The organism is Desulfosporosinus burensis (genome assembly GCF_054657535.1).
This window is the reverse complement of record NZ_BAAHYN010000006.1, coordinates 308,016-330,254: the sequence shown is the minus strand read 5'-3', so window position 1 is coordinate 330,254 and position 22,239 is coordinate 308,016. Positions and strand designations below refer to the sequence as shown.

Below are 22,239 nucleotides of genomic sequence, written 5' to 3'. Positions count from 1 at the left end.
TATTATTTAATGAATGCTTACTCATGTATCCATGTATTTTTTAATTAAGCCCTCTCATTCAATAACCTAAACTGAATTCTAGACAGCTCCGCATATTCTCGGGGGGTATGACCTACCTTCTTTTTAAATAGAGTCATAAAATTAGAACTATCTTGATAACCGACCCGTTCGGCAATTTCTCCGATCGTATAATCTGTAGTACAAATTAATCTTTTTGCTTCCTCAATTCTAGTTAACGTAATGTAATTATAGATAGTTAAATCTGTAAGCTTTGTAAACAAGCGACATATATAAAATGGACTAAAGTTTACTAAACGTGCTAAATCATTTAATTGGATAGGCTGGCTATAATTACGATGAATATGCATTTTTACTGCTTCGACCGCTCGAACAGCTGACTCATTATAATGAAGGGTTACACGATCTAAGAGTTCCTTAATAATACGGTGCACAAAAGCACGGACAAGCTCGCTGGATTCTAAGACGCGTACTTCTCTACTCAGGATCGTTAAATTATTTAGAATATCCTCAGATGGAATACCAATTTGCATACTTTTGCGAGTAAATACAATGATCATTTTTAGAGCATAGGCTTTAATATAGTCTAAATCTTCCACTTCCTCATTTATTTCTGCGAGTAATTTATTTAATAAAGAAACTGTTGTCTGAAAATCACCGCCCAGAAAAGATACCAAAGCGTTTCTTTCTTTTTGGATCCAAAGCTTACCTTTGGGGACTTTCTCCGCTTCAATGCCTTCAGAGCTAATCTTCTCAAGTCCCTTTACCTTAACAAAATCAATATTTCTTCTCTTGGCATATTGCCCCGGCGTAATTCCTTCCAGACATTTAAATACTCTAATAAAGTAACTTGAGTCACGGAACCCAATTTGGAGAGCTATCGCAGCTATAGAGAATTTTGTACCAACAAGCATTTTCTTAGCCTCGTTGATTTTGATCTTAATCAAATATTCATGAAAGCTTAATCCAAATTCCTTTGACAAGATTACACGTAAAAGTGCTTCATCAACGTGTACTGCTTCTGCAACATCTTTAATTATTAAATTTCTATGGAAATTTGCTTGAATATACCTTTTCGCTTTAATGGACAATGTGCTCGTGTCTATCTCTGACTTATGATTTACCAATCGCCAAACTATACTGATATGCTCTTTAAATAGCTCCCGCAAACGGTCAATCTCAAAAGGCCTATCTTCCTTTTCCGCCAAATCAATAATTTCTAAAAGAGAATTAATACCTGGCAATACAGTTCTTAAAGGTGTTCCAAGTTGCCAAGACTTATGATAAATAACAGCGATCGCATTAATTAGCCACGACCTAAGCAAGGGCATATTACTATTTGAGAGGATAACTAGTTCATTAAAGGTATCGGAAACGGCAACGTCAATAAGTTCAGATTTTCCCGCAAATAAATACTTTCGTAAACGATATTCAAAATCTACTGGATAGCCATAAGGATAGTAGGTACACTGACTCTTTTTATTGTCTTTTGTCATAATGGTCTCCTCCATAAAACACACGGATAAAGATTAGTATGGAACTTTTCACTTTCGCCATGTAATAATGAGGGTAATAAACCAAAGAGACCTAATCGAATTTAACACTCTATTCCTAACTTAAACTCCATAAAATTCCTGTCATTGTGGACTTACTCTAAAAACGTCCGGATGTTAAACTACTCCTCAACACCCTTCATTTCTATCACAAGAGGACCGTTACCTGCGCGCATCTCTAGATAGATAGCTTCTACAATCTTTCCCCTGGGTGCGCTGGCGCCCTTTTCTGGAGCATACTTATCCATAACTGATTCGCCTAGAGAATTTACTAAAGTCCCACCCAACCGTCCATGGGGTGGAGTATCCCGAAAATTTGCAAACTCCATATCAATGAGTGACAAGCCTGCTCGTAAAGCAAGTGCGTAACCGTCCCCAGTAGTGCGGTACATTTTATGAGCGATTCTAGGTGTAACATTGGGATAAAGCCCGTTAGCTCCACCGGCAGCAAGAATAACTGACTTGGCCATGAAAGTGTGAGTCTGGTTTAGGTGGTCGATACCTAATGCTCCCAGCACAATACCCATTTCAACATAAAGTTCAACAATCATTACATCTTCAATGAGCATAACACCTTTTTTCCAGGCTTCCTTACCTAGTACTGCCACAACATTAATACCGTTTGCTTTTTCATCAAAGGTTATTCCATGGGGGGTGGAATGCCCTGAACCTTGATAAATGTCGAGACTTCCATCATTTAAACGAACAAAATGCATGCCCATACGCTTGAAGAGACTCTGCTTCGCTATGACTTGACTGTACCGCTGTATATACCGAATCAAGATCACTAATTGAACAGCCTGTTTCAATGATGTCATTCGCTATTTTAATAAATAACCAAACTTCTCACGTGCTAACTTAGCAAGCTCAGGGCTCGGATAGTTAACCCTAGGGAACTCGTCCTTCCATTCCCAAGGCCTTGTAGCATCAATGACCGCTCGGGAATTTGTATGATTTCCTCTCGCCTTTTTCTCTGGAGAAACTCGAGGGTCAAGTGGCGTACTCCAAGCCCGCGAAATTAGGTCAATTGATTCCACAGGATCAGAACGAGTTGACATGGCCCAAATCACAGCCTCAAGATCAGATGGGTCTATATCCTCATCGACGATCACCACATACTTTCCGGCATAAGCTCCCACATGGCACATAGCCGCAATGTGACCGGCTTGACGGGCATGCCCTGGATAGCGTTGCTTAATTGAAACAGCGACGAACATCCTAACTCCGCCGACTTCGTGACACCAAGCAGCCTTCACATCAGGCACACCAGCTTTTTCTAATTCCTCTTTCAAAAGCCCAGAACGTACAATGGACCGATACCGTACTAACTCATCAGGTGGACGATTTGGCGGACTACCAATAATAATCGGATTGTTTCTATGGTAAATCGCTTTGACCTCGATGATTGGCTCTGCCCTCTCTCCACTTGCATAATAGCCGGTCCATTCCCCAAAAGGTCCTTCCATCTTTTCTACACCTGGATAGGCATAGCCTTCAAATACAATTTCAGCATTAGCGGGAATTGGTAGACCCGTAATTTTACCCTCGATTACTTCGTACGGCTTACCACGTAACCCTCCGGCAATATCATATTCGCTAATCCCATAGGGCACCTCGTTACAGGCCATTAAATAAAGAAGTGGATCTCCCCCTACAACAACGGCTACAGGACAAGGCTCGTTGCGTGCAAAAAATTTATCTCGGTGAATACGACCATGTTTTCCAGGTGAAATATAGAAGGCTAAATGTTTTTCATCGTGCACCATAACTCTATAAGTTCCCAAATTAACCCAGTTCTCGTCTGGATCAATCGTTATGTCGTAACTTCCGGTACCGATATAACGCCCACCATCATGTTCATGCCAAAGAGGGGTAGGAAATTTCAGGATATTGATATCGTCACCCATTAACACATTTTCCATGACCGGTCCACTTTCAACTACCTTATAGGGAATAGGAACATTGTTCTTCATCTTTTCATTCAAAGCAGCACTAACTTCAACTTTTGTCAGTTCCGTTGAAAGTCCAAAACTCATGTTCATACGTTTGTCACCAAATGTATTAGTTATTACTCGATAACCTTGCTCGACACCAGGTATTTTGTCAAAAACAACTGCTGGAGAAGGCGAAGTATGATGCAACATTTCTGTGGCCATACCAATATCTTGCTCCCAGCTCGCTCCTTCCACAACCTTTAGTTCACCTAGCTTTTTAGTTTCCTCAATCCATTCCCTTAGGTCGTTATAAACTATCTCGCCCTGAATAACTTCACTCATTTTAAAACTCCTCTCCAAGATAATTACTAAATTTAATAAGCAATCTCTATGCCAAAATTCCCATTTAACCCTTCAATAGTCAAAATCAAAGAGCTAGTGAACAGATTCTGGGTTCTATCCGCCTTGCAAAGGAAAATACTTCAATAAATCTCTGGAAATAAATACAAAAACGGAACACTACGTTCCATAAGTGAAAGGCAATTCCTCATCTCATTTTTTATTAACAGCTGGACTAATTGCTTCTGCCCCCAACTCCCGTTTGGCATATTGTACTCCAGCTCCGAAAGCCAAATACAGCGCCCCACTTAAGACAAATGCCCAATTTACTCCCAACAGACTAGACGCAAATCCTAATAATAAAGCCCCTAAAGCGGTAACAGCCTTATTCATCAGATAAATACCCATAACCCGGCCCATATAGTCTGAAGACGTTGTAAGTTGCATTGCTGTTACAACACTATTGTTATAAGTCACTGTCGCAAATCCCAGTAATAACATTATAAATAAAGCAAGTACGGGATAGCTCGTCAAACCTAAGAATAAGAAGGTACTACCTTGTAGAACGGCAAGCAAAATGGTGATCGTTTTCCCAACATTACTACGTATTGCAGCGCTATTCATGGCCCCTAAAATGCCGCCAATACCAAAGGCAGCAGTTAATAGTCCATAAAATTGAGGACCTTTATGAAGTATAGTATCCACATAGGCCACCAACAAGCTAGTAAAAGGCATGATAAGTAAAGAAGAGATCATACCAAGATAAATTAACATTCTTAAGCGATTATTATGCCAGATGTACAGGTAACCTTTGATCAAGTCTTCTTTGAAACTAGCTGACTTTTGATTTAAGTCATTTTTGGATTGTGGCAATATCTTCATTAACATAACGGCAATTACAATGACTAGAAATGTAAACGTATTAATAAACATAAGCCCGGCAACGCCAGTAATTGGAATAAGAATACCGCCTAAAGCTGGTCCTAAAATTCTAGCTAGATTGTTTCCAGTAGCATTTAAAGAAATTGCACTAGGAATATTTATACGTGGAACTAATTCCTGTAACAAAGCTTGCCTAGTTGTCTGATTTATAATTTGAGTTGTTTCTAAGGAAAAAATAAAAAATAGAACCAGTAAATAATTAATATTTTCAGTTACTGCAGCTATACTGAAACTTAAAGCAAAAAAAAGAGCTACAAATTGAGTCAATCCTAATAATCGACGTCGGTTATACTTATCCACGAGTGGCCCACCAAGAAATCCAAAAAGCAAGCGGGGAACCATGCCCACAAATGCCGCTAAGCCTAAAGCAGTGACTGACCCAGTTATTTGCCATACTAACCAATTTTGAGCAACGAGTTGCATGTGATCGCCAAACTGGGAAGATGCATTACCTATAAAAAGCAACCGATAATTTCGAAATTTAAACGCAGACCAAGTCATAGAAATAGGAATGCCGATTTTCAGTTTCATTGAAAAACGCTCCACTTCCGAATAAAGCATTTTTAGATTAATTATCTAGGTGCTTTATCCATTAACTAATATACAAACCGACTTATCTTGCATTTAGGAGAATAACAGCTAACAATTGCTGAGCAGTAGCGGCTATTATATACATGAAATAATCGGCAGTATGCTGGTACAGCGGTTTCTACATGTGGGAGTCTAATATAGAAAAAATACCCCCCGCAAGTTTTAGCTACGGGAGATCTAAGAGCTACGAATTTATTGATCTACTTGCTTATCTTTGTTAGATATTTTTCAACAATGGAGGCGTCTAATACTACATTTGGATCATACTCCGGTGCATCTTCAAACTGTTCCAGATTATTAAGTCCACAGTATTTATAAATTCGGTTGATTGCGGAAATTAAACGGACCGGTTTATTTGGATCAGCATTAAAATGCTGGTGAATGGTATTAGGAGGAGTGTAAATCACATCTCCTGCCTGCCACTCGTACCGTTTTACCTCGTTCTGCGGCTTCCAATGATAAGTATCAGTAATCTCCACATCACAATCTTGATGAAGATCGTAGCCTTTTCCCTCCAAAACATATAAACATTCTTCTGCCAAGTGACGATGTTTTCCCGAACGGCTTCCCGGCGGTATAATCTGCATATACGCATCGACAGTCTCCATCCGAGTATTCATCTGTTCATTTAAAAGGTGCTTTAATAGGCCTTGGCGTGCCATTTCCCACGGCATTTCAGAAGGTTTTACGATTTTCTTCCGTTTTGTATCTAGAACCGGCTTAGCTGTTGCATCATCCAGTAGATCCTGATAAAAATTCTCCGATACGTTGCCTTGTTGCCATACTTTCGATTCATCCCATGACATGTCATTTCCTCCTCCCAAAATTTCATTTTTCGTCATCTTCTCTAGCCTTGAAGCCTTCCCCTTCCAGAGTAGCCTCTGTTGCACGAGGCTCAACCGTCTTTTGGAAAAGCATGTTCATAAACATATACATAGGCTTGGTCTTTATCACTAAAGCACGAGCGGGTTTATTAGGGTCTGCATTAAAGTGTTGATGCACACAGTTGTTATGAACAATCGCCACATCCCCCGCTTCCCATTCATAGCGAATTTCATCATGAATCTCGTAACCTGTTCCATCAAGAATATAAAAGGCAGCTTCGTTTACATGCCCATGTTTCTGAGATTTGCCCCCTGGACCATACTCTTCGAGATGAATATGGAACATTTGTGAGATGCCATCTTTCGGTTCCACGTAGTGTTTACTAAACGCTTGAGGACCATCGTTGAATTTAATCTCATTTCCTCTCATTACACGCGGCTGTGAGCGTAATCGTTCTAACTCTTGTTGCAAATTGTATTCACCAGAAATTCCTCTGACAAAAATACGATCCTTCTTACTGTGATAATGTGACTCTATGCCCATATTCCTATCTCCTTCCCTATACCCTAAGGCCTATACTAATAAACTTACAGGATACGCTTAGGCATACTAAGCATATCCCGTGTGTTGTCAACTCAAACTTTTACTTGATAACCAGCCAATTTATCTCCAGTGCGGTAATGTTCGCCTTGAACCGCCAGTCGAGCTTCTTCTACCAGTTCACTATCCCACTGGCCTAATGAATAGCCAAACCATGGAATTTGGGCCTTCAGTTCAGGTAGCCCAAGTTCCCGCCAGATTTGCCCTGCCCGTTCCATGTACTCTCGGGCAGGAAGGGATACCGGGGGTAGCGGTTCTTTGATTATGGCATTGATTAACAAGGCAGAATCATTTGCCGCATCCGCTTCCACAATACCCCCATCTTTTTCACCGTGAGCAGTAAACGGAGGCCCATGTCCTACTACTTTACTTCGTACTATTTCAACATCTTTATGCGGTTTCATACGGTAACTTAATGCCCACATTACAGAGTCCATATTCTCCGGGTCAATATCTTCGTCAACCGCAATCACAATCTTACCAGACTCTTGACGATAACTAGTAGCACCATAAAGTGCTCGCCAAACCTCGGCCTCTTTTGGTTTACGCATCTGAACAATGATTACCTTTCGCAGATTTGTTAAGGGTTCATGCATAGATACCCTTACGACACTTTTAATTCCTAAATGTTTATTTAGATGTTCCGTAAATAATGGTTCATAACCGACCTTCTTAATTACACTGCTTTCACTGGGAGTCACTTGACTAATAAAAGAAACCCAAATCGGTTTTTTCTTATGTGTAATACAAGTAACTTCCATAAACGGATTCATTTCACGGGGATGCATATAACCGTGTGACTCACCAAATGGTCCTTCAGGTTCGAGAACATCAGTACGTATCAATCCTTCGATGACAATTTCTGCGTCAGCCGGTACTTCAATATCTACAGTCTTACATTTAACAACCCGAATCGCCTCGCCTGCTAAACCCCCGGCGACCTCCATCTCATCAATTCCGTAAGGGAACTTTTGAACAGCAGCATACGATACCACCGGCGGGGCGCCTACGACAAGAGCTGCTTGTAAAGGAATTCCCCTCTCCCGGCACTTCTGTAGATGAACTATAATATCTTGGTTTTGTCCGGCATTTGGGTACATTCCGATTTTACCTCGTGCTTTTATATGACCACGGTAGTTTCCCAAGTTAGGAATCCCAGTATCTGGATCTTTGGTGATCCAATGACTACACGTCGTATAGGGAGCATTGTCAAATCCTGGAGTGGAAATGGGTACAGGAAACTGATCAAATCCTCCATTTTCCTCTAACAAATCCTTACCACTCTGAATTACTTCCTGTACAGGACCAGATTCAACCAATATCGGTTTAATTCGATTGGCCATTGCATTAAGCCATTTGGCGGGAACTTCTTCGGGTAAGCATTTTAAACCGGTTGCATAAATCTCAGGATTTCCTGCTAAAGCTGCGACTACAACAGGCATAGCGAATTTTTTCCCTTGACTATCGACAACATTTTCAAAAAGAAAAGCTTTACGATTAGGCTCAGTAATTCCGCCCCGGTATTGCCACCGCACTAAAGGATGCAATTCAGTATTTTTGTTAATCTCTTTGGTAACCCGAATAAGGAGACCTTTTTTTTCAAGATTAAGAAGATGCTCCTGTAAATCAACGTAATGGCTCAAAGGTTATCCTCCCTTTCGTCAGATACCCCCAATTTCACTCCTTAAATTCCGGGGCGTTCTCTAACTTCTCAAACCAGTCAAATCCCATAGCTTTGACAATCCTACTGGTGCAAGAGACGAAACGAGCAGGCTTAGCTGAATCTGCATTAAAATGCTGATGAGTGGTATAGGGTGGAATATAGATAAAATCTCCTGCTTCCCACTCACATTTTTTCGCTTCAGTTTCCCATTCCCAGATATATTCATCTGCACAGTCAAACTTAACATCCCAATGCAAATCGTAACCGTTACCTTCAAGTACGTAGAGTATCTCCTCTGATAAGTGACGGTGTTTCCCAGATTGACCGGAAGGCTCTAGGTCTTGTTGATAGATATCTAGACAATACTCCTTAGTATCCATTGTATCGTTCACCATATGCTTGATTCGACCCTGAGGACTATCTTCCCATAACATATCCTGGGATTTTACAATGGTTTTCTGTTCTGCATACACTTTCCTAAATTCTTGTGACTGCTTTAAAGAATCTTTGTAATAGGTGCCTTTTGCTTGTTCAGTCATTTTGCTCCTCCTCTTTGATACTAATACTTAGGATTATCAGGATGAAAATCCTCATAACCCGGCATAGGTACTTTGGACGGATATTCTACAACTTTTTGATAAATCATGTGGGCAAACAGGAACAATGGTTTGGCTTTAAAGACCAGAACTCGAGCCTTTTTCTCGGGATCAGCGTTGTAATGACGATGAACACAGGAATTCTCAACGATACAAATGTCGCCTTCTTCCCAATCATAACGAATAGTGTTATGAACATCGTAGCCTTTACCTTCAAGAATATAAAATACTGCACTGTTCATATGTCCATGTTTCTGACCGAAACTGCCAGGAGCATATTCATCCAGATGCGCTTCGATCATTTGAGTTACTTCTACGGCCTGGGGGTTAATCACTTTCTTACCGAATAAACTAGGCCCGCCTTTCCATTGGGAATCCTTGGTCTTGTAGACTCGTGGTTTGGCCAACAATTGCTTATAAACTTCTCCGTAAACCCCTTTCAGACCACGCACAAAAGTTCGTTCCTTTTGCCACCGCTCCCACTTCACTTCTTCCTCATGAGTGTGACCTTTTTCACCATCTTCAGTCAAAATATCACTCCCTTAAAATTAATTATTATATTCAACTCATTAAGCTGAAAATTAACTCTGAACCTGGACTTGAATAAGGGAAATAGCCCCAGCAATACATGATAATGACATTAACACAAGGGCCCCAGTAAACCCTAATCGGTCAACCGTAAAACCTATAATTACAGACCAAATTCCTCCAGCGAGATATGTAATCGTAAAAAATACACTATAAGCCATGTCTCTTTTTTCTCGCGAGCTAACATCCGCTATCAAAGCCTGAATCTGGGAACTCTGAGCAAAAGCAACTATACCAAGAAAGGCTACGGCGACCATGAGGTAAACCATATTCTTCCCAGCAAAAAATAAACTAGTTGTAGCAAGAGCCGTTAAGGTATAAGTTGCCATTGCGGTCCATTTCCGACCTACACTATCAGAAATTCGTCCCACAATTAAGGGGCCTAAGACACTTGCCAACATCATGATCGTAAATAGGGTCGCATAATCAACACTCTTAAGCTGTAATTCCTGTTGGAAGTATAAGGGGATATAAATCATAACAACCCCAATCCCTCGACCTCCGGCCGCTGCAGTAGCCCCAAAAATTACATGGCGAATATTTTTGTCCTTCAGTGGTTCAAGCCATTCTTTCCCGGCAGACCAAATGATTTTTCCCCTAGCCGTTGCCTTTTTTTCTTCTGTCAATGGTTTTTCCTGTATAGTCAGGATTAAAAGACCCGCTATGAAAGCCAGCAAGGCAAAAATCAGCAGTGTTGTTCGCCATCCAAAGGTTGCTAATCCAATCGTACCTAAAGCTGGGACAATCAGGGTTCCAACATTCCCTCCCGCAAAGTTTAGAGCAAATGCCGTACCTCTTAACTTTTTACCAAAGCTCTCGGCAACAAATGAATTCCCTACAGGATCTTGAGAACTGGTACTAACCCTTGCTAAAACTTGAACAATAAAGAAGGGCACTAAACCACCTGTTAGCGTCATAAGTCCAACAGATAACGCTAAGAGAAAGTTTCCGGAGGCCAATATTACCTTCCTATATATACGGCGCATTATAAAGACATAAATCCCTTGCATTAGGCTCTGAAGGGTGTTTCCCAATCCAACCATAAATCCAAGCTGAGTATAGCCAAATCCAAATTCCGCCATAATCGCTGGGTAGAGAATAGTCATCAAAGCAGCGTACATATGGCTTACCGAATGAGATAGTGCCACTAAAATCAAGGTGTAATAGCCTTGCTTCTTTATCATTGGGATTTGGCTATCTAGAGGTGTATGCAAACTATCCCTCCTCTACCCAGCGATTATGGATGAACGGATTCTGAAAACCATTTACCTGGAAGTGCCGTGCCTAGGCCTGCTTTTTGAGCCTTATATGTTTTCATTATTTAAAAACTTCTGACTATTTTAATTATGAGTAAAGTAATCTCTAAAAACAATTAATAATCTTGCTCATTAAGTTGGATTTTTTTGCCTCTACCTCTACCCTTAGGTCCTCAGAACTCCGGCCCGTTACATGTCCAGCTAATACCTTTCCTAACTCAACGGTCTTCTTACGAGCTATTTCATTTAAAATGCTTCGCTGCTCGTATCTCTCCAGGTACCCGTGATCCCATTACCCAATGGGTGGGTTCTTCCTTGGACCGTACAACAATTAATTCAGACCGAGCAAGCGTAATTTCATCAAGCTCTCTCCTCTGAATTGAATTAACGTGCACTCCCGGTTCTAACCAATCACCTCCTCCTACCTATACTGGGTTACAATATCCACCAAGGCTGGTACCTGTTGCTCTTCAATTACCTTAATGGCCCTCCGAAGTGCTTCACCTATGTCATTTCCATTCTCTACCGGTCCCTCAGCATACATACCCAATGAACGTGCCAAAGCAGCAAAGTCAGGAGCCGGATTGTCTATCTCAGTCCCAAGTGTTACATGCTCTTGCGAACGCCCCCTGATTCCGGCTGTCTTAAACTGGTGATTGTAACTATTGTAATAACAACGATTGTTATTCATCACGATTAACATAGGAATTTTGCTGTGAGCCGCTACCCATAAAGCACCCGCATCATACATTAAATCTCCGTCAGGTTGAATATCCACGACAAGTTTTCCAGTTCCTTTATAAGCTAGCGCTATACCCAGGCTCATTCCTATTTGTGTTGCCGTTCCCAGATGTTTACCTGGATGCCGGTAAGGAACATCGAAATCCCAAAGACGGCGAGTCCATTGGGCATCCTTAACCGTATTAGCCGTTAAAACCCAGTCCTTGCCCTTGATAGCCTCCCAAACCTCAGCGCTCAACCTGGCCGGGGACACCGGGATTATGTCCCAATCTTCGCGGGCTTTTTCCTGCCAGTATTTCCTGTCTGCTTTGTGTACTTCGGTCTTTAGCTCAATGCGTGCTTTGCTGTTGGCAACGCTACTTTTAGCCGGAGCCTTGGATGCATTAGCTTTGCATTTGTTGAGTAGCTCTGGTAAAGCAAGATACGTATCAGCGAGAATAGAAATGTCCGTCGGTTGAAAGCGCTGAATGTTCTGCGCCCAACTACTAACCTCAAGGTCGTTGACAGTGATTTCTATAATTTTACAGTTTTCTGAAATATGCTGTTCTCCAGTGGGTCTTGAGTCCTCATTCGTAATTTGCAAGCACCCATGTAAATCCCTTACGTCAAGAGCCAGCACAACGTCCGCCTCTCTTAAAAGATTCTTGTTCATGGTAAATAATGGATGGGTATTTGGGAAGTTCATTTTACCGTTAAGATCAATCACGGATGCACCAAGAAATTCAGCTAATTCCACCAATGTTTCGACCCTTTCTGGATGTCTTCCGACCAAGTCGGCGACAATAACCGGATTTTCCGCCGCAAGTAATATTTCAACCGCTTTCGACAGCTCTTGCTGTTCCGGTCCAATGCGACTATAAAGTTTAGCCTTATCACTTGCCGGAAGTTTCACTTCTTTCTGTAATAAATCTTCTAGAAGAGCCACATCATAACAAAGATACACCGGGCCCTGTGGTTCGGTCCTAGCCATCCTGTATCCTCTCTGAAAAGACTGTACTACCCCTTCAGCTCCGAACGGTTGGTCATCCCATTTGACATAATCCCTAATAGCGTTCCCCTGTACCACTGCAGTATGGTCCCAGTCTACGCGAGGTCGCCTTCGAGCAACTTCCATGGGTCCGGTAGCTCCTAAAATAAGCATAGGTGCCCTGTCAATGTAAGCATAATAAATCGCCATATTGCTGTGCAAAAGTCCAACAACATTATGCAGAATTGTTACCATTGGTTTCCCTGTAGCTTTTGCATAACCATGAGCAATCTGCACCGCAATTTCTTCATGTTGGCATTCAATAATTTCTGGCTTTTTGCCTCCAAAATTAACAATTGAATCATGAATCCCTCTAAAGGTTGCACCCGGATTCATTGCAACATAGGGAATATCGTATGTATGCATTAGTTCTACAATCAAATCAGAGCCATATTTTTTCATTTACTAACCCTCCCTCATAAGTTGTAGGGATATACTAAATCCCTTAATTATTGGCCATTAATACAACTGGCTGTCTGAACCGCTTTGACGATTCTTACATACCCTGTGCATCGGCACAAGTTACCCGAAAGAGCGGTACGAATTTCCTCCTCATTAGGTGTAGTGTTAACATCTAATAAGGCTTTAGTAGACATCACCATACCCGGGGTACAAAAACCGCATTGGACTGCCCCTTCTTCGACAAAAGCCTTTTGGATAGGGTGGAGCACACCGTCTTGTTCTAAACCCTCTATGGTTGTTACTTCATGCCCCTCTGCCTTTACTGCCAAGAATAAGCAAGAGTTGATGGGCTCACCGTCGACTAGGACAGTGCAAACCCCACAATCTCCTTCATCACATCCCTTTTTTGTACCCGTTAAATTCAAATCCTCCCTTAAGACATCTAAAAGTGTCCGGCAGTCATTGGTAAAAATATGATGTTGATGACTATTTACAATAAGCGTTATCTGTCTAAGCATTGACTCTCTTCTCCCTTCTTAAGATTAGCTCCCGAATATTGCGCTGCACGAGAACTTTTATCATAGCGCGACGATAATCAGCGGATGCTCTTAGGTCATCTATTGGAAGACATTGGGATGCTGCTATTCTAGCACTCTCATTGATTAAGGACTCTGTCCAAGGCTGACTCTCCAAAAGGGCACTTGCTTTAATTGCTAAGATTGGGGTTGGTCCCACAGCCCCCAGACCTAGAGAAACATCCCGCCAGTAATCCCCCCGCGGTGTCGCTACCAAAGCTACTCCACAAATGGCTATTTCTAGCGCCTTGCGGCGTCCAATTTTACAATAAGTGCTTAGTGTTTCTTCGTCCTGTTCTGGAATGATCAGTTCTTCAATCACCTCTCCACGTTCCAGAACTGTTAGCCCAGGCCCCTTGAAAAAGTTATTCAAGCCTATGCAGCGCCTTCCGTTAGGACCGAACAAAATTAGCTCTGAGCGCAAAGCTAAAAGAGCTGGAGCTGTATCCGCTGCTGGAGAAGCATTAGCTAAGTTTCCTACTACTGAACCCAGATTGCGAATCTGGGGTGAACCGACTAAACTACAAGCTTTAGCTAATGCAGAATACCTTTCTTTAACTTCTGTATTCCTTGCAACCTGGGCGTGTGTGACTAGCGGACCGATCCTTAGTCCTTGTTTCTCACAATACTCCAATCGACTTAAACCAGGGACCTTATGAAGAGAGAGCACAATAGAAGGTTTAATTAGCCCTGCTTTAATTTTAACTAACAGGTCTGTTCCACCTGCCATAATTGCTACATTGTCTTGCTCCATAAGAATTTCTCTGGCCTCAGTCAAACAGGTTGGTTCCAATAATTTAAACCTCATGCAGATCACCTTCTTCTCTGTTGACAGCTAAGGCTTGGAGAATTTTTTCCGGAGTAATAGGCAGATCAAGGATTCGAACCCCAATTGCATCATAAATAGCATTGGCAATTGCCGGAGCTGTGGCTGCAATACCTTGTTCCCCAATTGATTTGGCACCATAAGGCCCTGGTCCTAATTCCTCCTCCAATAGATAACTTTCTACGGGAGGTGCATCTAGGCAAGTAGCCAGTTTATAATTGGCCAAACCTCGTCCCCTTGGCTGCCCTTTATGATAAGAAAGTTCTTCATTTAAGGCAAAACCCCAACCTTGTACAACGGCACCTTCGACTTGGCTTTTTACAGCCAAAGGATTGAGTGCCCGGCCAATATCATTTACAGATAACAACCGAGCTACAGTAACCTGACCCGTTTCCATGTCAACCTCCACTTTTGCAACTTGGGCCGAGAAACAGGTATCCATACTTTTTTCAGCGACAAAACTTCCCCGACCAACGATCACATTTTGGGCTCTTCCTGCTTTGGCTAGAACTTCTTGGAGGGATAATCCCTCTTTGCCAGGCGCGATGAACAAACCATCTCTGTAAACTATCTTATCTTCCGCAGACTCTAACTGAGATGCTGCCAACTGCTTGGCTTGGCTGAGAGCATCTTGAGTCGCCTGACGCACCGCATGTCCTGTGACATGGGTTACTCTGCTGGAACCGCTACCGTTGTCATAAGGGACCAAGGCGGTACTTCCCCCGGCAATGCTGACTTTGGCAAGTGGAATTTCTAGTTCACAAGCCACAATTTGTCTCAAAACTGTTGAACTTCCAGTACCTGGGTCGGTAAAACCACTTACTACTGTAGCACCACCATCCGCATGTAACATTACGGCTGCAGCAGATCCTCCTAACCCTGAAGAGCGTTCCGTAAGAGCAATTCCGTAACCTACATTGAGTAATTTCTGACGATTGTCCCAATTTGCTTTTTTCACAGCCAGTTCTAAGACTTGTAAAGCATTGATTCCCTCCCATTTAAGGTTACAGGGAGAAATATCTCCCGGATGAAGAACATTTCGTCTGCGAAACTCTACAGGATCCAAGCCAATAGCATGAGCAAGCAGATCAGTATGGGATTCGACCGCAAAAAAGACTTGTGGATCCCCTGGTGCCCTGCAATGCCCTGCTGGTACGGAGTTTGTATAGACCGCATAACCATCAATCTTGGTATGAGGAATTCGGTACGCCCCTAATGCTCGGCGTATACCGCCGACAATAGGGTGGCTATTGGCTCCGGCATAGGCCCCCGTATCAAAAACTACTTTGGCATGTCGTGCCATTAGGGTCCCGTTCTTTAACATCCCGCTCTTAATCGTGATTATAGTGGCATGTCTGGGGTTGGCTGCAAACAGCTCTTCCTCCATTGTCATAGTCAGCCGGACCGGTTTCCGAGTGGCTAAGGCTAGATAATAGCAGATGGGTTCATCCATGATGGCCCCTTTTCCACCAAAATCTCCTCCAATATTCCCGTAAATAACCTCTAGTTTAGAAACGGGTAAAGAAAAGAGTTTTGCAAGCTTACCTCTTAATTCAAAGGGAGCTTTATTATTACTCCACACCTTAACTTCTTTATCACTTCCGACTTCCACCATGCAAACATGAGGTTCTAGATAGCCTGAATGTACAACTTGTGTACGGAAGGTATGTTCGTAGATTAATTCCGCTTGGGTAAAACCAGCCTCTAAATCACCGATACCGAAAGTAACATAATCAACAACGTTGGGTATAAACATAACTTTATTATCCTTACGATAAGTATTGAGTTCAGGATGTAAAAGTGTTGCTCCCTGTTGCATTGCCTCTAATGGATCGGTAGAACCTGACAGTTCTTCATAGTCAACATGAATTAGTCCAAGTGCTTCCATAGCCGTGTCAACATCATCTGCAGCAACGGCAGCCACCCGTTCACCCACGAAACGTACAAGTCCCCTAGCTAAAACTGGCTGATCCTGTATACCGTTACCATATCGTTGATTGGGCAAATCTTGCGCAGTTATAACTGCCTTGACACCGGGAAGTTCCTTAGCACGTCTCGTGTCTATCTTCACAATACGAGCATAGGGATAGGGGCTGCGTAAGACCTTCGCTTCCAAACAACCTGGTAGTTTCAAGTCACTAGTATACACAGCTCCCCCTGTAACCTTACCCCAAGCCTCTTCGCGTGGCACGGACAAGCCAATAGAATTTGAGTACAACTTAATCACCTACCCGTAGTATTATTGATATGCCCACCCTTTCCTTATGATCGGTCTTGCCTTCTTACAAAACTAAGAGCCTATACCGTAGATCAGTAGAAAAAGATTTCTTTCTTAAAAATATTAATAATACTCTCTTGATTTAAGTAGTTTAACCGATCAAGTACCGGCACTGGGAATACCGATGCTGGTAACTCGATCGGTTTTATAATATTAATCAAAACTTATATTTAATAGGAAGGATAAAAATAAACTTTGATCATTAACATTAGTGAGTTAAAAGAATTTATCTACGATGATCCCTGGGTAGAGTGGGATGTGCAAAATCAGACCAAAAAACCCATATAAAGCTCCCCAAGAAATTAAAGAAAACAGACCTGAAAAAACTAACTTTTCTTGCGATTTTATTTTTAAATATAGAAACAAATAGATAGGGATAGCTATTATAAAGCCCACAACGTAGATCAATAGAAAAAGACCTGTCAGCCAGGAAAAAGCAATGATTTCCTTCCGAACCTTTTCTTTATTTTTAGACTTCTCTGTAGCCGCAGCGCTTTGGTCTACAGCTGAAGGGTCTTGCTTGATCATACTTTTTCTTAACTCAAAAACTAGAGTAATAACCGTAACTAGTAACCCAGGGATACCAATAACCAGTGGAGTTAAACGTGCCCTATAACTATAGCCTAATGAAACGATAATCACTGCGGCAAAAACTAAAACCAAAAAGATATTAAAGACCACTGCACCATTAATCCGCATCTTCATGTGTTGAACCCTCCTTTCTTCGCGCCATATAATGTTTGAATAATGGAAAGAACACTGTTATCATGACGCAAATTAATAAAATCATTGTAATTGGGCGGTATAAAAAGTTGATGCCGTATAGATCCCAAGACATGTTCAGATTAACTTCGGCCATTTTACCCAGAACTAGACCCATAATCAAAGGGGCTTTAGGGTACCCGTATTTCTTAAGGAAATAACCGAGCACTCCAAAAGCAAATACCACCGCAAGATCCCCCATGCTATTGCTAGTTCCATAGGCCCCCAGAACTGCGAACATCAAAACTAGTGGCACGATAATTGAACTACGTAGATAAGTCAGCTTTGCCATCTCATTTGCCAAGAGCAAACCTAGACCTGCGCCGAAGATATTTGCTAAAGCAATAGTCCAAGCCATATTAAAAACCAGTGGAAGATTTTCAGTTAACATTTTAGGACCAGGAGTCAAACCTAAGATCAAAAACGCCCCTAATAAAATCGCCATACCCGAACTACCTGGTACGCCAAAAACCACAGTTGGGATTAAAGAGCCTCCTTCTTTAGAATTGTGGGCTGATTCCGGAGCAATTAGACCTTCAATCATGCCAGTACCAAATTTTTTCGGGGTTTTTGATGTTTGTACCGCATGCCCATAAGCCAGAAAACTAGCGGCCTCCCCACCAAGGCCAGGAACAATGCCGATGACTGATCCGATTACTGCGCAACGTATATTCAGCCACCAATGTTTCAGAACATCTTTAACCCCTTTCATGACACCTCCATCCACTTTGGCACCGTTAATATCGGCGATTGATCCCTTTTTCTGAGACAATTCCACCATTTCACTAACTGCAAAAATACCAATAACCACCAAGACCTGGTGTATCCCTTCCCACAAATACAAGCTGCCAAATCCAAAGCGTACGACGCCAGTGGAAGGATCTTGTCCGACCATAGACATTAACAAACCTAAAGACCCGATCGCCAGCCCTTTAGACGGAGATGTACCACCCAAAAAGGCCAAAGCTGCTACACCAACCATCACCATCATAAAGAACTCCGGCGGTCCAAAAGCCATAATAAGCGGGCGTACAACTGGAATAATAAACATCATTACGATTGCTCCGAACACACCACCAAACGCCGAGGCAGCCATGGCGATTCCTAAGGCTCGCCCGGTCTCACCCCTTTGAACTATGGGATAGCCATCGAAACAGGTGGCCGCGTTCGGTCCTGTACCAGGCGTATTAAATAGAATTGCCGAAATCGATCCTCCTGTATGAACTACGGCATGGCCGCCGAGCAAAAGGGCGAAAGCGGCGTAGGGATTCATGCCAAATACAAAGGGAATCATCATCGCTAACATAAAGTTTCCGCCTAGGCCGGGAATAAAACCAACTATCATTCCAATAGTTGCACCTAACAACATAAAGCCAATGTTTGGCCACATAAAGACTTGCAAAAGCCCTTCCCAACTTGCTTCTAACATATCAAGTCTCCTTCCATAAAGCTTTTAAACTATTCTACAAGCACTTGCCTTTCCTCAACCCAACGTCTATAGGTCTTACTAGGAGGAATTCTATCCTCTGGGTCAATGAAAACTTCCACAATCGCTAGTCTATTTGGAGTTTACAGGGACATGCAGTCCATGCATTGAACCGCATGTCCGATCTGTCATTTAAACAATTAACGTATCTTTTTGCATTGATTTAGCCTTTATTCAGAGGCTTTTACAGCCTCCTTAACTATAGTGACAATTTCCGGTGATTGCTTGAGAGCGGCGGCAACTGTTTTAGCAACGTCTTCTCCAGATACATACGTAATCGGTAGTTTGGCTATTTTGGCCTTCTCCAGTAATTCTGGATCGCTCAGGGCTTTCTTGATCGCATCTTCTAGCACCTTCACACGTGCGGCGGGGATCCCCGGCGTAGCGGCTAATGGCCGAGCCAACCAAGCTTGGGAATCCAACAATTCTGCTAACTCCTTTTTATTTGCTGGTGCTTTTTCATTAAGATAGGGAATATCTTTTAATTCAGGAATCTTCTCTTTTCCAATAATAATAATCGGTTTAGCTTGTTTCTGTTCAAGTAAATTTTTCATGCTGTCATAGGCACCCACTTGACCCTCTACTTCACCCCGCATCATAGCCAAATCAGCTTCCGATCCAGCATAACCACTGATTAGCTTTACCTTAAAACCAAAAATGTTACTTAGCATTAAAGCATCATTACTGGAAGCGCTTCCAACACCAGCTGAAGCCAATTTGATTTCACTAGTAGCCTTTCGCAAATCTTCGATAGAATTATACGCAGAATTTATTCTCAGAATCAGGACTCTTGATTCTGTGGACGCACACCCTATCCAGTTAAACTTATTTAAATCGAACTTTATGCCTTCCATTTCGGCTATTTGGCTCATAATCAAACCTTTATTAAACGTTCCAAACGTTAGTCCATCTGCTTTGGCATTAAATATTTCATTTGCACCGATGATATGGCCAGCACCCGGTACATTCTTTACAAGTACTGTACTCCCTGGCAAGTATTTTTGGACGTAAGGAGCCATTATTCTAGCATAGCTATCGTACCCTCCGCCCGCTTTAGTTGCGACCACAAAGTTAACTGTCTTACCTTTATAAAAGGCCAACTCATCCACTACAGGAACAGCTTTGTCAACAGTAGCAGGCGCTGCAGTTGGAGTAGTGGTTTTGGCACAACCAGACAACTCAAGCCCTAAAATCAAGAGACAAATCAGAATAAAAACCAAGGATTTATGCTTTCTCAGATTAAACATTTATCAAACCCCCTATTTATAATTTAGTTCTCTTTTGTCTTAGCTTCGGGTTACCTTATTTTCAATGACCTTTTCGAGTTTTTTTGATAATATATCTTAAGTTCTTAGATTATTCTAAATTTTCAGATTATATTTTATAAATTTTTTTTGTTTTCCATTCTAATCAATTTAATCGTCAACCTGTCGTCCAAAGAGAATACGTTAACCCATCAAGCCCCGGCACCGAAATTATTCGATGCCGAGTTTCATGATAATTTATATTTCATTTATATGAATTGTGTTCGAACAGATATCAAACCTTTACCTGAAGTCCAACCAGTTTTTCCCCAGTTTTATAGTGGTTGCCCTGGACGGCCAGATTTGCTTCCTCTTCTAGTTCTTCGTCCCACTGTCCTAAGGAATAGCCAAACCACGGCGCTTCTGGCTTTATCGTCGGAAATCCCAGTTCCTCCCAGATTTCCTTGGCACGTTCCATATATTCTTGCTTTGGTAGAGATACTGGTGGGAAGGGTTCTTTTAAAATTGCATTAATTAATAAAGCAGACTCATTGGCAGGATCAGCATGATTCGCTACATCCTTACTGTCACTCGCTCCACTGAACGGGGGCGCATGTCCTTTGACCATACCTTTGATGATATCGATATCCTCATGAGGCTTCATCCGGTAACTCATCGCCCACATCACGGAATCCATGTTTTCCGGATCAATGTCCTCATCTACAGCTATACAAATCTTACCTACACCCTGATTGAATACTGCGGAGGCATGCAAAGCACGCCAGACATCCACTTCTTTAGGTTTCTTCATTTGTATTATGATAACTTTACGTAAGTTAGTTAACGGCTCATGCATTGACACGCGTACCACACTCTTTATGCTAAGCGTATTTCTAAGATAATCAAGGAACAGAGGCTCATATCCGACCTTTTTAATCATACTGCTCTCACTTGGGGTAACCTGGCTGATAAAGGATACCCAGGTAGGATTCTTTCGGTGTGTGATGCAAGTAATTTCCATAAAAGGATTTAACTGACGGGGGTGCATATAACCGTGCGATTCCCCAAAAGGACCCTCCGGCTCCATCACATCTGTCCTAATGATCCCTTCGAAAACGATCTCAGCTTCAGCTGGAACGTAGAGGTCTACTGTTTTGCATTTGACAATCTCTATCGCTTCTCCTGCTAATCCTCCTGCAACTGATACTTCTTCCATACCGTATGGAATCTTTTGTACCGCTGCATAGGAAACTACGGGTGGAGCACCTACGATTAAGGCTGCTTGTAATGGAATTCCTCTTTTTTTGCACATTTCCCAATGAACAAAGATATCTTGGCCTAAACCACAGGGGAAAACTCCAATTTTATTGCGCCCTTTGATATGTCCACGATAATTACCCATATTATGAATACCCGTATCAGGATCTTTGGTTACCCAATGAGTACAGGTGGTGTAAGGGGCATTATCAAAGCCTGGCGTTGAGATAGGAACTGGAAATAAGTCAAAGCCACCTCCTTCTTTGGTTAGGTCATCACCCAGATAAACAACATCTTGTACTGGACCGGTTTCTACCTTTACCGGAGAGATCGGTGAACTCATTGCCTGCTTCCAGACAGTACCAATTTCCTCAGGGTTGCAATCCATGCCGGCAGCATAGATTTCTCTATTCCCAGCTAAGGCAGCTACCGCTACTGGAATTGTATACTTTTTCCCTTTTACGTCTATAACATTCTCGAAGAGAAACGCTTTCCTCTCTTTCTCAGGAATTCCACCACGGTATTGCCAACGCACTAATGGATGCAACTCAGTTTCTTTAACTATCTCCTTTATGACACGAATCAATAGCCCTTTTTCCTCTAGATGAAGGAGGTGTTCTGATAAGTTGCGGTATTTGCGCATCTTTTCTGTCCGCCTTTCTTAAAATTCTTAAAAATATGCTTTTTGCTTTTAAGTACCCTTTGAGCTTGATTCAAACTTACTTTCGGGTCTCTT

At 42.1% G+C, this 22,239-nt stretch carries 19 protein-coding genes; all 19 read right to left on the bottom strand.

The features are described from left to right. Positions 1 to 44 precede the first annotated feature (44 nt). The gene (locus tag ACYQ3Q_RS13135) at positions 45 to 1,514 is read right to left on the bottom strand and encodes a helix-turn-helix domain-containing protein (protein WP_459928987.1); all 1,470 of its coding nucleotides are present in this window, start codon (positions 1,512 to 1,514) and stop codon (positions 45 to 47) included. A 179-nt stretch (positions 1,515 to 1,693) separates the two neighbouring features. Continuing rightward, positions 1,694 to 2,389 (bottom strand): FAD-binding protein, encoded by a 696-nt coding sequence (locus tag ACYQ3Q_RS13130; protein ID WP_459928986.1) that lies wholly within the window; start codon positions 2,387 to 2,389, stop codon positions 1,694 to 1,696. A 3-nt stretch (positions 2,390 to 2,392) separates the two neighbouring features. Further along, the gene (locus tag ACYQ3Q_RS13125; protein ID WP_459928985.1) at positions 2,393 to 3,847 is read right to left on the bottom strand and encodes a UbiD family decarboxylase; all 1,455 of its coding nucleotides are present in this window, start codon (positions 3,845 to 3,847) and stop codon (positions 2,393 to 2,395) included. A gap of 210 nt (positions 3,848 to 4,057) precedes the next feature. Beyond that, positions 4,058 to 5,317: an MFS transporter gene (locus ACYQ3Q_RS13120; RefSeq protein ID WP_459928984.1), complete on the bottom strand. Its 1,260-nt coding sequence runs from the start codon at positions 5,315 to 5,317 to the stop codon at positions 4,058 to 4,060. Positions 5,318 to 5,577: 260 nt separating this feature from the next. Further along, on the bottom strand, positions 5,578 to 6,183 hold the full coding sequence (locus ACYQ3Q_RS13115; protein WP_459928983.1) for a cupin domain-containing protein: 606 nt from the start codon (positions 6,181 to 6,183) through the stop codon (positions 5,578 to 5,580). Between the two features lie 22 nt (positions 6,184 to 6,205). Next, positions 6,206 to 6,745 (bottom strand): cupin domain-containing protein, encoded by a 540-nt coding sequence (locus tag ACYQ3Q_RS13110; protein ID WP_459928982.1) that lies wholly within the window; start codon positions 6,743 to 6,745, stop codon positions 6,206 to 6,208. A gap of 92 nt (positions 6,746 to 6,837) precedes the next feature. Further along, entirely contained in the window at positions 6,838 to 8,445 is a 1,608-nt protein-coding gene (locus ACYQ3Q_RS13105; RefSeq protein ID WP_459928981.1) for a UbiD family decarboxylase, read from the bottom strand. A gap of 34 nt (positions 8,446 to 8,479) precedes the next feature. Then, on the bottom strand, positions 8,480 to 9,004 hold the full coding sequence (locus ACYQ3Q_RS13100) for a cupin domain-containing protein (RefSeq protein ID WP_459928980.1): 525 nt from the start codon (positions 9,002 to 9,004) through the stop codon (positions 8,480 to 8,482). A gap of 20 nt (positions 9,005 to 9,024) precedes the next feature. Beyond that, positions 9,025 to 9,591, bottom strand: a complete 567-nt coding sequence (locus ACYQ3Q_RS13095) for a cupin domain-containing protein (RefSeq protein ID WP_459928979.1) — start codon at positions 9,589 to 9,591, stop codon at positions 9,025 to 9,027. A gap of 51 nt (positions 9,592 to 9,642) precedes the next feature. Beyond that, the gene (locus ACYQ3Q_RS13090) at positions 9,643 to 10,833 is read right to left on the bottom strand and encodes an MFS transporter (RefSeq protein WP_459928978.1); all 1,191 of its coding nucleotides are present in this window, start codon (positions 10,831 to 10,833) and stop codon (positions 9,643 to 9,645) included. Positions 10,834 to 11,147: 314 nt separating this feature from the next. Next, complete coding sequence (locus tag ACYQ3Q_RS13085; RefSeq protein ID WP_459928977.1) at positions 11,148 to 11,300, bottom strand: hypothetical protein; 153 nt, start codon at positions 11,298 to 11,300, stop codon at positions 11,148 to 11,150. Between the two features lie 26 nt (positions 11,301 to 11,326). Further along, the gene (locus ACYQ3Q_RS13080; protein ID WP_459928976.1) at positions 11,327 to 13,075 is read right to left on the bottom strand and encodes a thiamine pyrophosphate-binding protein; all 1,749 of its coding nucleotides are present in this window, start codon (positions 13,073 to 13,075) and stop codon (positions 11,327 to 11,329) included. Positions 13,076 to 13,122: 47 nt separating this feature from the next. Beyond that, complete coding sequence (locus ACYQ3Q_RS13075) at positions 13,123 to 13,593, bottom strand: (2Fe-2S)-binding protein (protein WP_459928975.1); 471 nt, start codon at positions 13,591 to 13,593, stop codon at positions 13,123 to 13,125. Continuing rightward, positions 13,586 to 14,458, bottom strand: coding sequence for an FAD binding domain-containing protein (locus ACYQ3Q_RS13070; RefSeq protein WP_459928974.1), 873 nt, complete (start codon positions 14,456 to 14,458; stop codon positions 13,586 to 13,588). Before ACYQ3Q_RS13070 ends, ACYQ3Q_RS13075 begins: the two co-directional genes overlap by 8 nt. Next, the gene (locus tag ACYQ3Q_RS13065; RefSeq protein WP_459928973.1) at positions 14,448 to 16,703 is read right to left on the bottom strand and encodes a xanthine dehydrogenase family protein molybdopterin-binding subunit; all 2,256 of its coding nucleotides are present in this window, start codon (positions 16,701 to 16,703) and stop codon (positions 14,448 to 14,450) included. The genes ACYQ3Q_RS13070 and ACYQ3Q_RS13065 overlap by 11 nt, the downstream gene beginning before the upstream one ends. Before the next feature lie 267 nt (positions 16,704 to 16,970). Further along, the gene (locus ACYQ3Q_RS13060; protein WP_459928972.1) at positions 16,971 to 17,459 is read right to left on the bottom strand and encodes a tripartite tricarboxylate transporter TctB family protein; all 489 of its coding nucleotides are present in this window, start codon (positions 17,457 to 17,459) and stop codon (positions 16,971 to 16,973) included. Beyond that, positions 17,443 to 18,945 carry a tripartite tricarboxylate transporter permease gene (locus ACYQ3Q_RS13055; protein WP_459928971.1) on the bottom strand — a complete coding sequence of 501 codons (1,503 nt, stop codon included), beginning with the start codon at positions 18,943 to 18,945 and terminating at the stop codon, positions 17,443 to 17,445. The genes ACYQ3Q_RS13060 and ACYQ3Q_RS13055 overlap by 17 nt, the downstream gene beginning before the upstream one ends. A gap of 227 nt (positions 18,946 to 19,172) precedes the next feature. Then, a complete protein-coding gene (locus tag ACYQ3Q_RS13050; protein ID WP_459928970.1) occupies positions 19,173 to 20,249 on the bottom strand; it encodes a Bug family tripartite tricarboxylate transporter substrate binding protein in 1,077 nt (358 codons plus the stop codon). A 292-nt stretch (positions 20,250 to 20,541) separates the two neighbouring features. Then, positions 20,542 to 22,146, bottom strand: a complete 1,605-nt coding sequence (locus tag ACYQ3Q_RS13045; RefSeq protein ID WP_459928969.1) for a UbiD family decarboxylase — start codon at positions 22,144 to 22,146, stop codon at positions 20,542 to 20,544. Positions 22,147 to 22,239 lie beyond the last annotated feature (93 nt).

What these genes read in the sequence shown, in the direction of transcription:
- ACYQ3Q_RS13115 (WP_459928983.1), bottom strand. Translation starts at nt 6,183, where the DNA reads ATGTCATGGGATGAATCGAAAGTATGGCAACAAGGCAACGTATCGGAG.
- ACYQ3Q_RS13120 (WP_459928984.1), bottom strand. Translation starts at nt 5,317, where the DNA reads ATGAAACTGAAAATCGGCATTCCTATTTCTATGACTTGGTCTGCGTTT.
- ACYQ3Q_RS13050 (WP_459928970.1), bottom strand. Translation starts at nt 20,249, where the DNA reads ATGTTTAATCTGAGAAAGCATAAATCCTTGGTTTTTATTCTGATTTGT.
- ACYQ3Q_RS13100 (WP_459928980.1), bottom strand. Translation starts at nt 9,004, where the DNA reads ATGACTGAACAAGCAAAAGGCACCTATTACAAAGATTCTTTAAAGCAG.
- ACYQ3Q_RS13135 (WP_459928987.1), bottom strand. Translation starts at nt 1,514, where the DNA reads ATGACAAAAGACAATAAAAAGAGTCAGTGTACCTACTATCCTTATGGC.
- ACYQ3Q_RS13130 (WP_459928986.1), bottom strand. Translation starts at nt 2,389, where the DNA reads ATGACATCATTGAAACAGGCTGTTCAATTAGTGATCTTGATTCGGTAT.
- ACYQ3Q_RS13080 (WP_459928976.1), bottom strand. Translation starts at nt 13,075, where the DNA reads ATGAAAAAATATGGCTCTGATTTGATTGTAGAACTAATGCATACATAC.
- ACYQ3Q_RS13060 (WP_459928972.1), bottom strand. Translation starts at nt 17,459, where the DNA reads ATGAAGATGCGGATTAATGGTGCAGTGGTCTTTAATATCTTTTTGGTT.
- ACYQ3Q_RS13070 (WP_459928974.1), bottom strand. Translation starts at nt 14,458, where the DNA reads ATGAGGTTTAAATTATTGGAACCAACCTGTTTGACTGAGGCCAGAGAA.
- ACYQ3Q_RS13110 (WP_459928982.1), bottom strand. Translation starts at nt 6,745, where the DNA reads ATGGGCATAGAGTCACATTATCACAGTAAGAAGGATCGTATTTTTGTC.
- ACYQ3Q_RS13125 (WP_459928985.1), bottom strand. Translation starts at nt 3,847, where the DNA reads ATGAGTGAAGTTATTCAGGGCGAGATAGTTTATAACGACCTAAGGGAA.
- ACYQ3Q_RS13055 (WP_459928971.1), bottom strand. Translation starts at nt 18,945, where the DNA reads ATGTTAGAAGCAAGTTGGGAAGGGCTTTTGCAAGTCTTTATGTGGCCA.
- ACYQ3Q_RS13045 (WP_459928969.1), bottom strand. Translation starts at nt 22,146, where the DNA reads ATGCGCAAATACCGCAACTTATCAGAACACCTCCTTCATCTAGAGGAA.
- ACYQ3Q_RS13075 (WP_459928975.1), bottom strand. Translation starts at nt 13,593, where the DNA reads ATGCTTAGACAGATAACGCTTATTGTAAATAGTCATCAACATCATATT.
- ACYQ3Q_RS13090 (WP_459928978.1), bottom strand. Translation starts at nt 10,833, where the DNA reads ATGATAAAGAAGCAAGGCTATTACACCTTGATTTTAGTGGCACTATCT.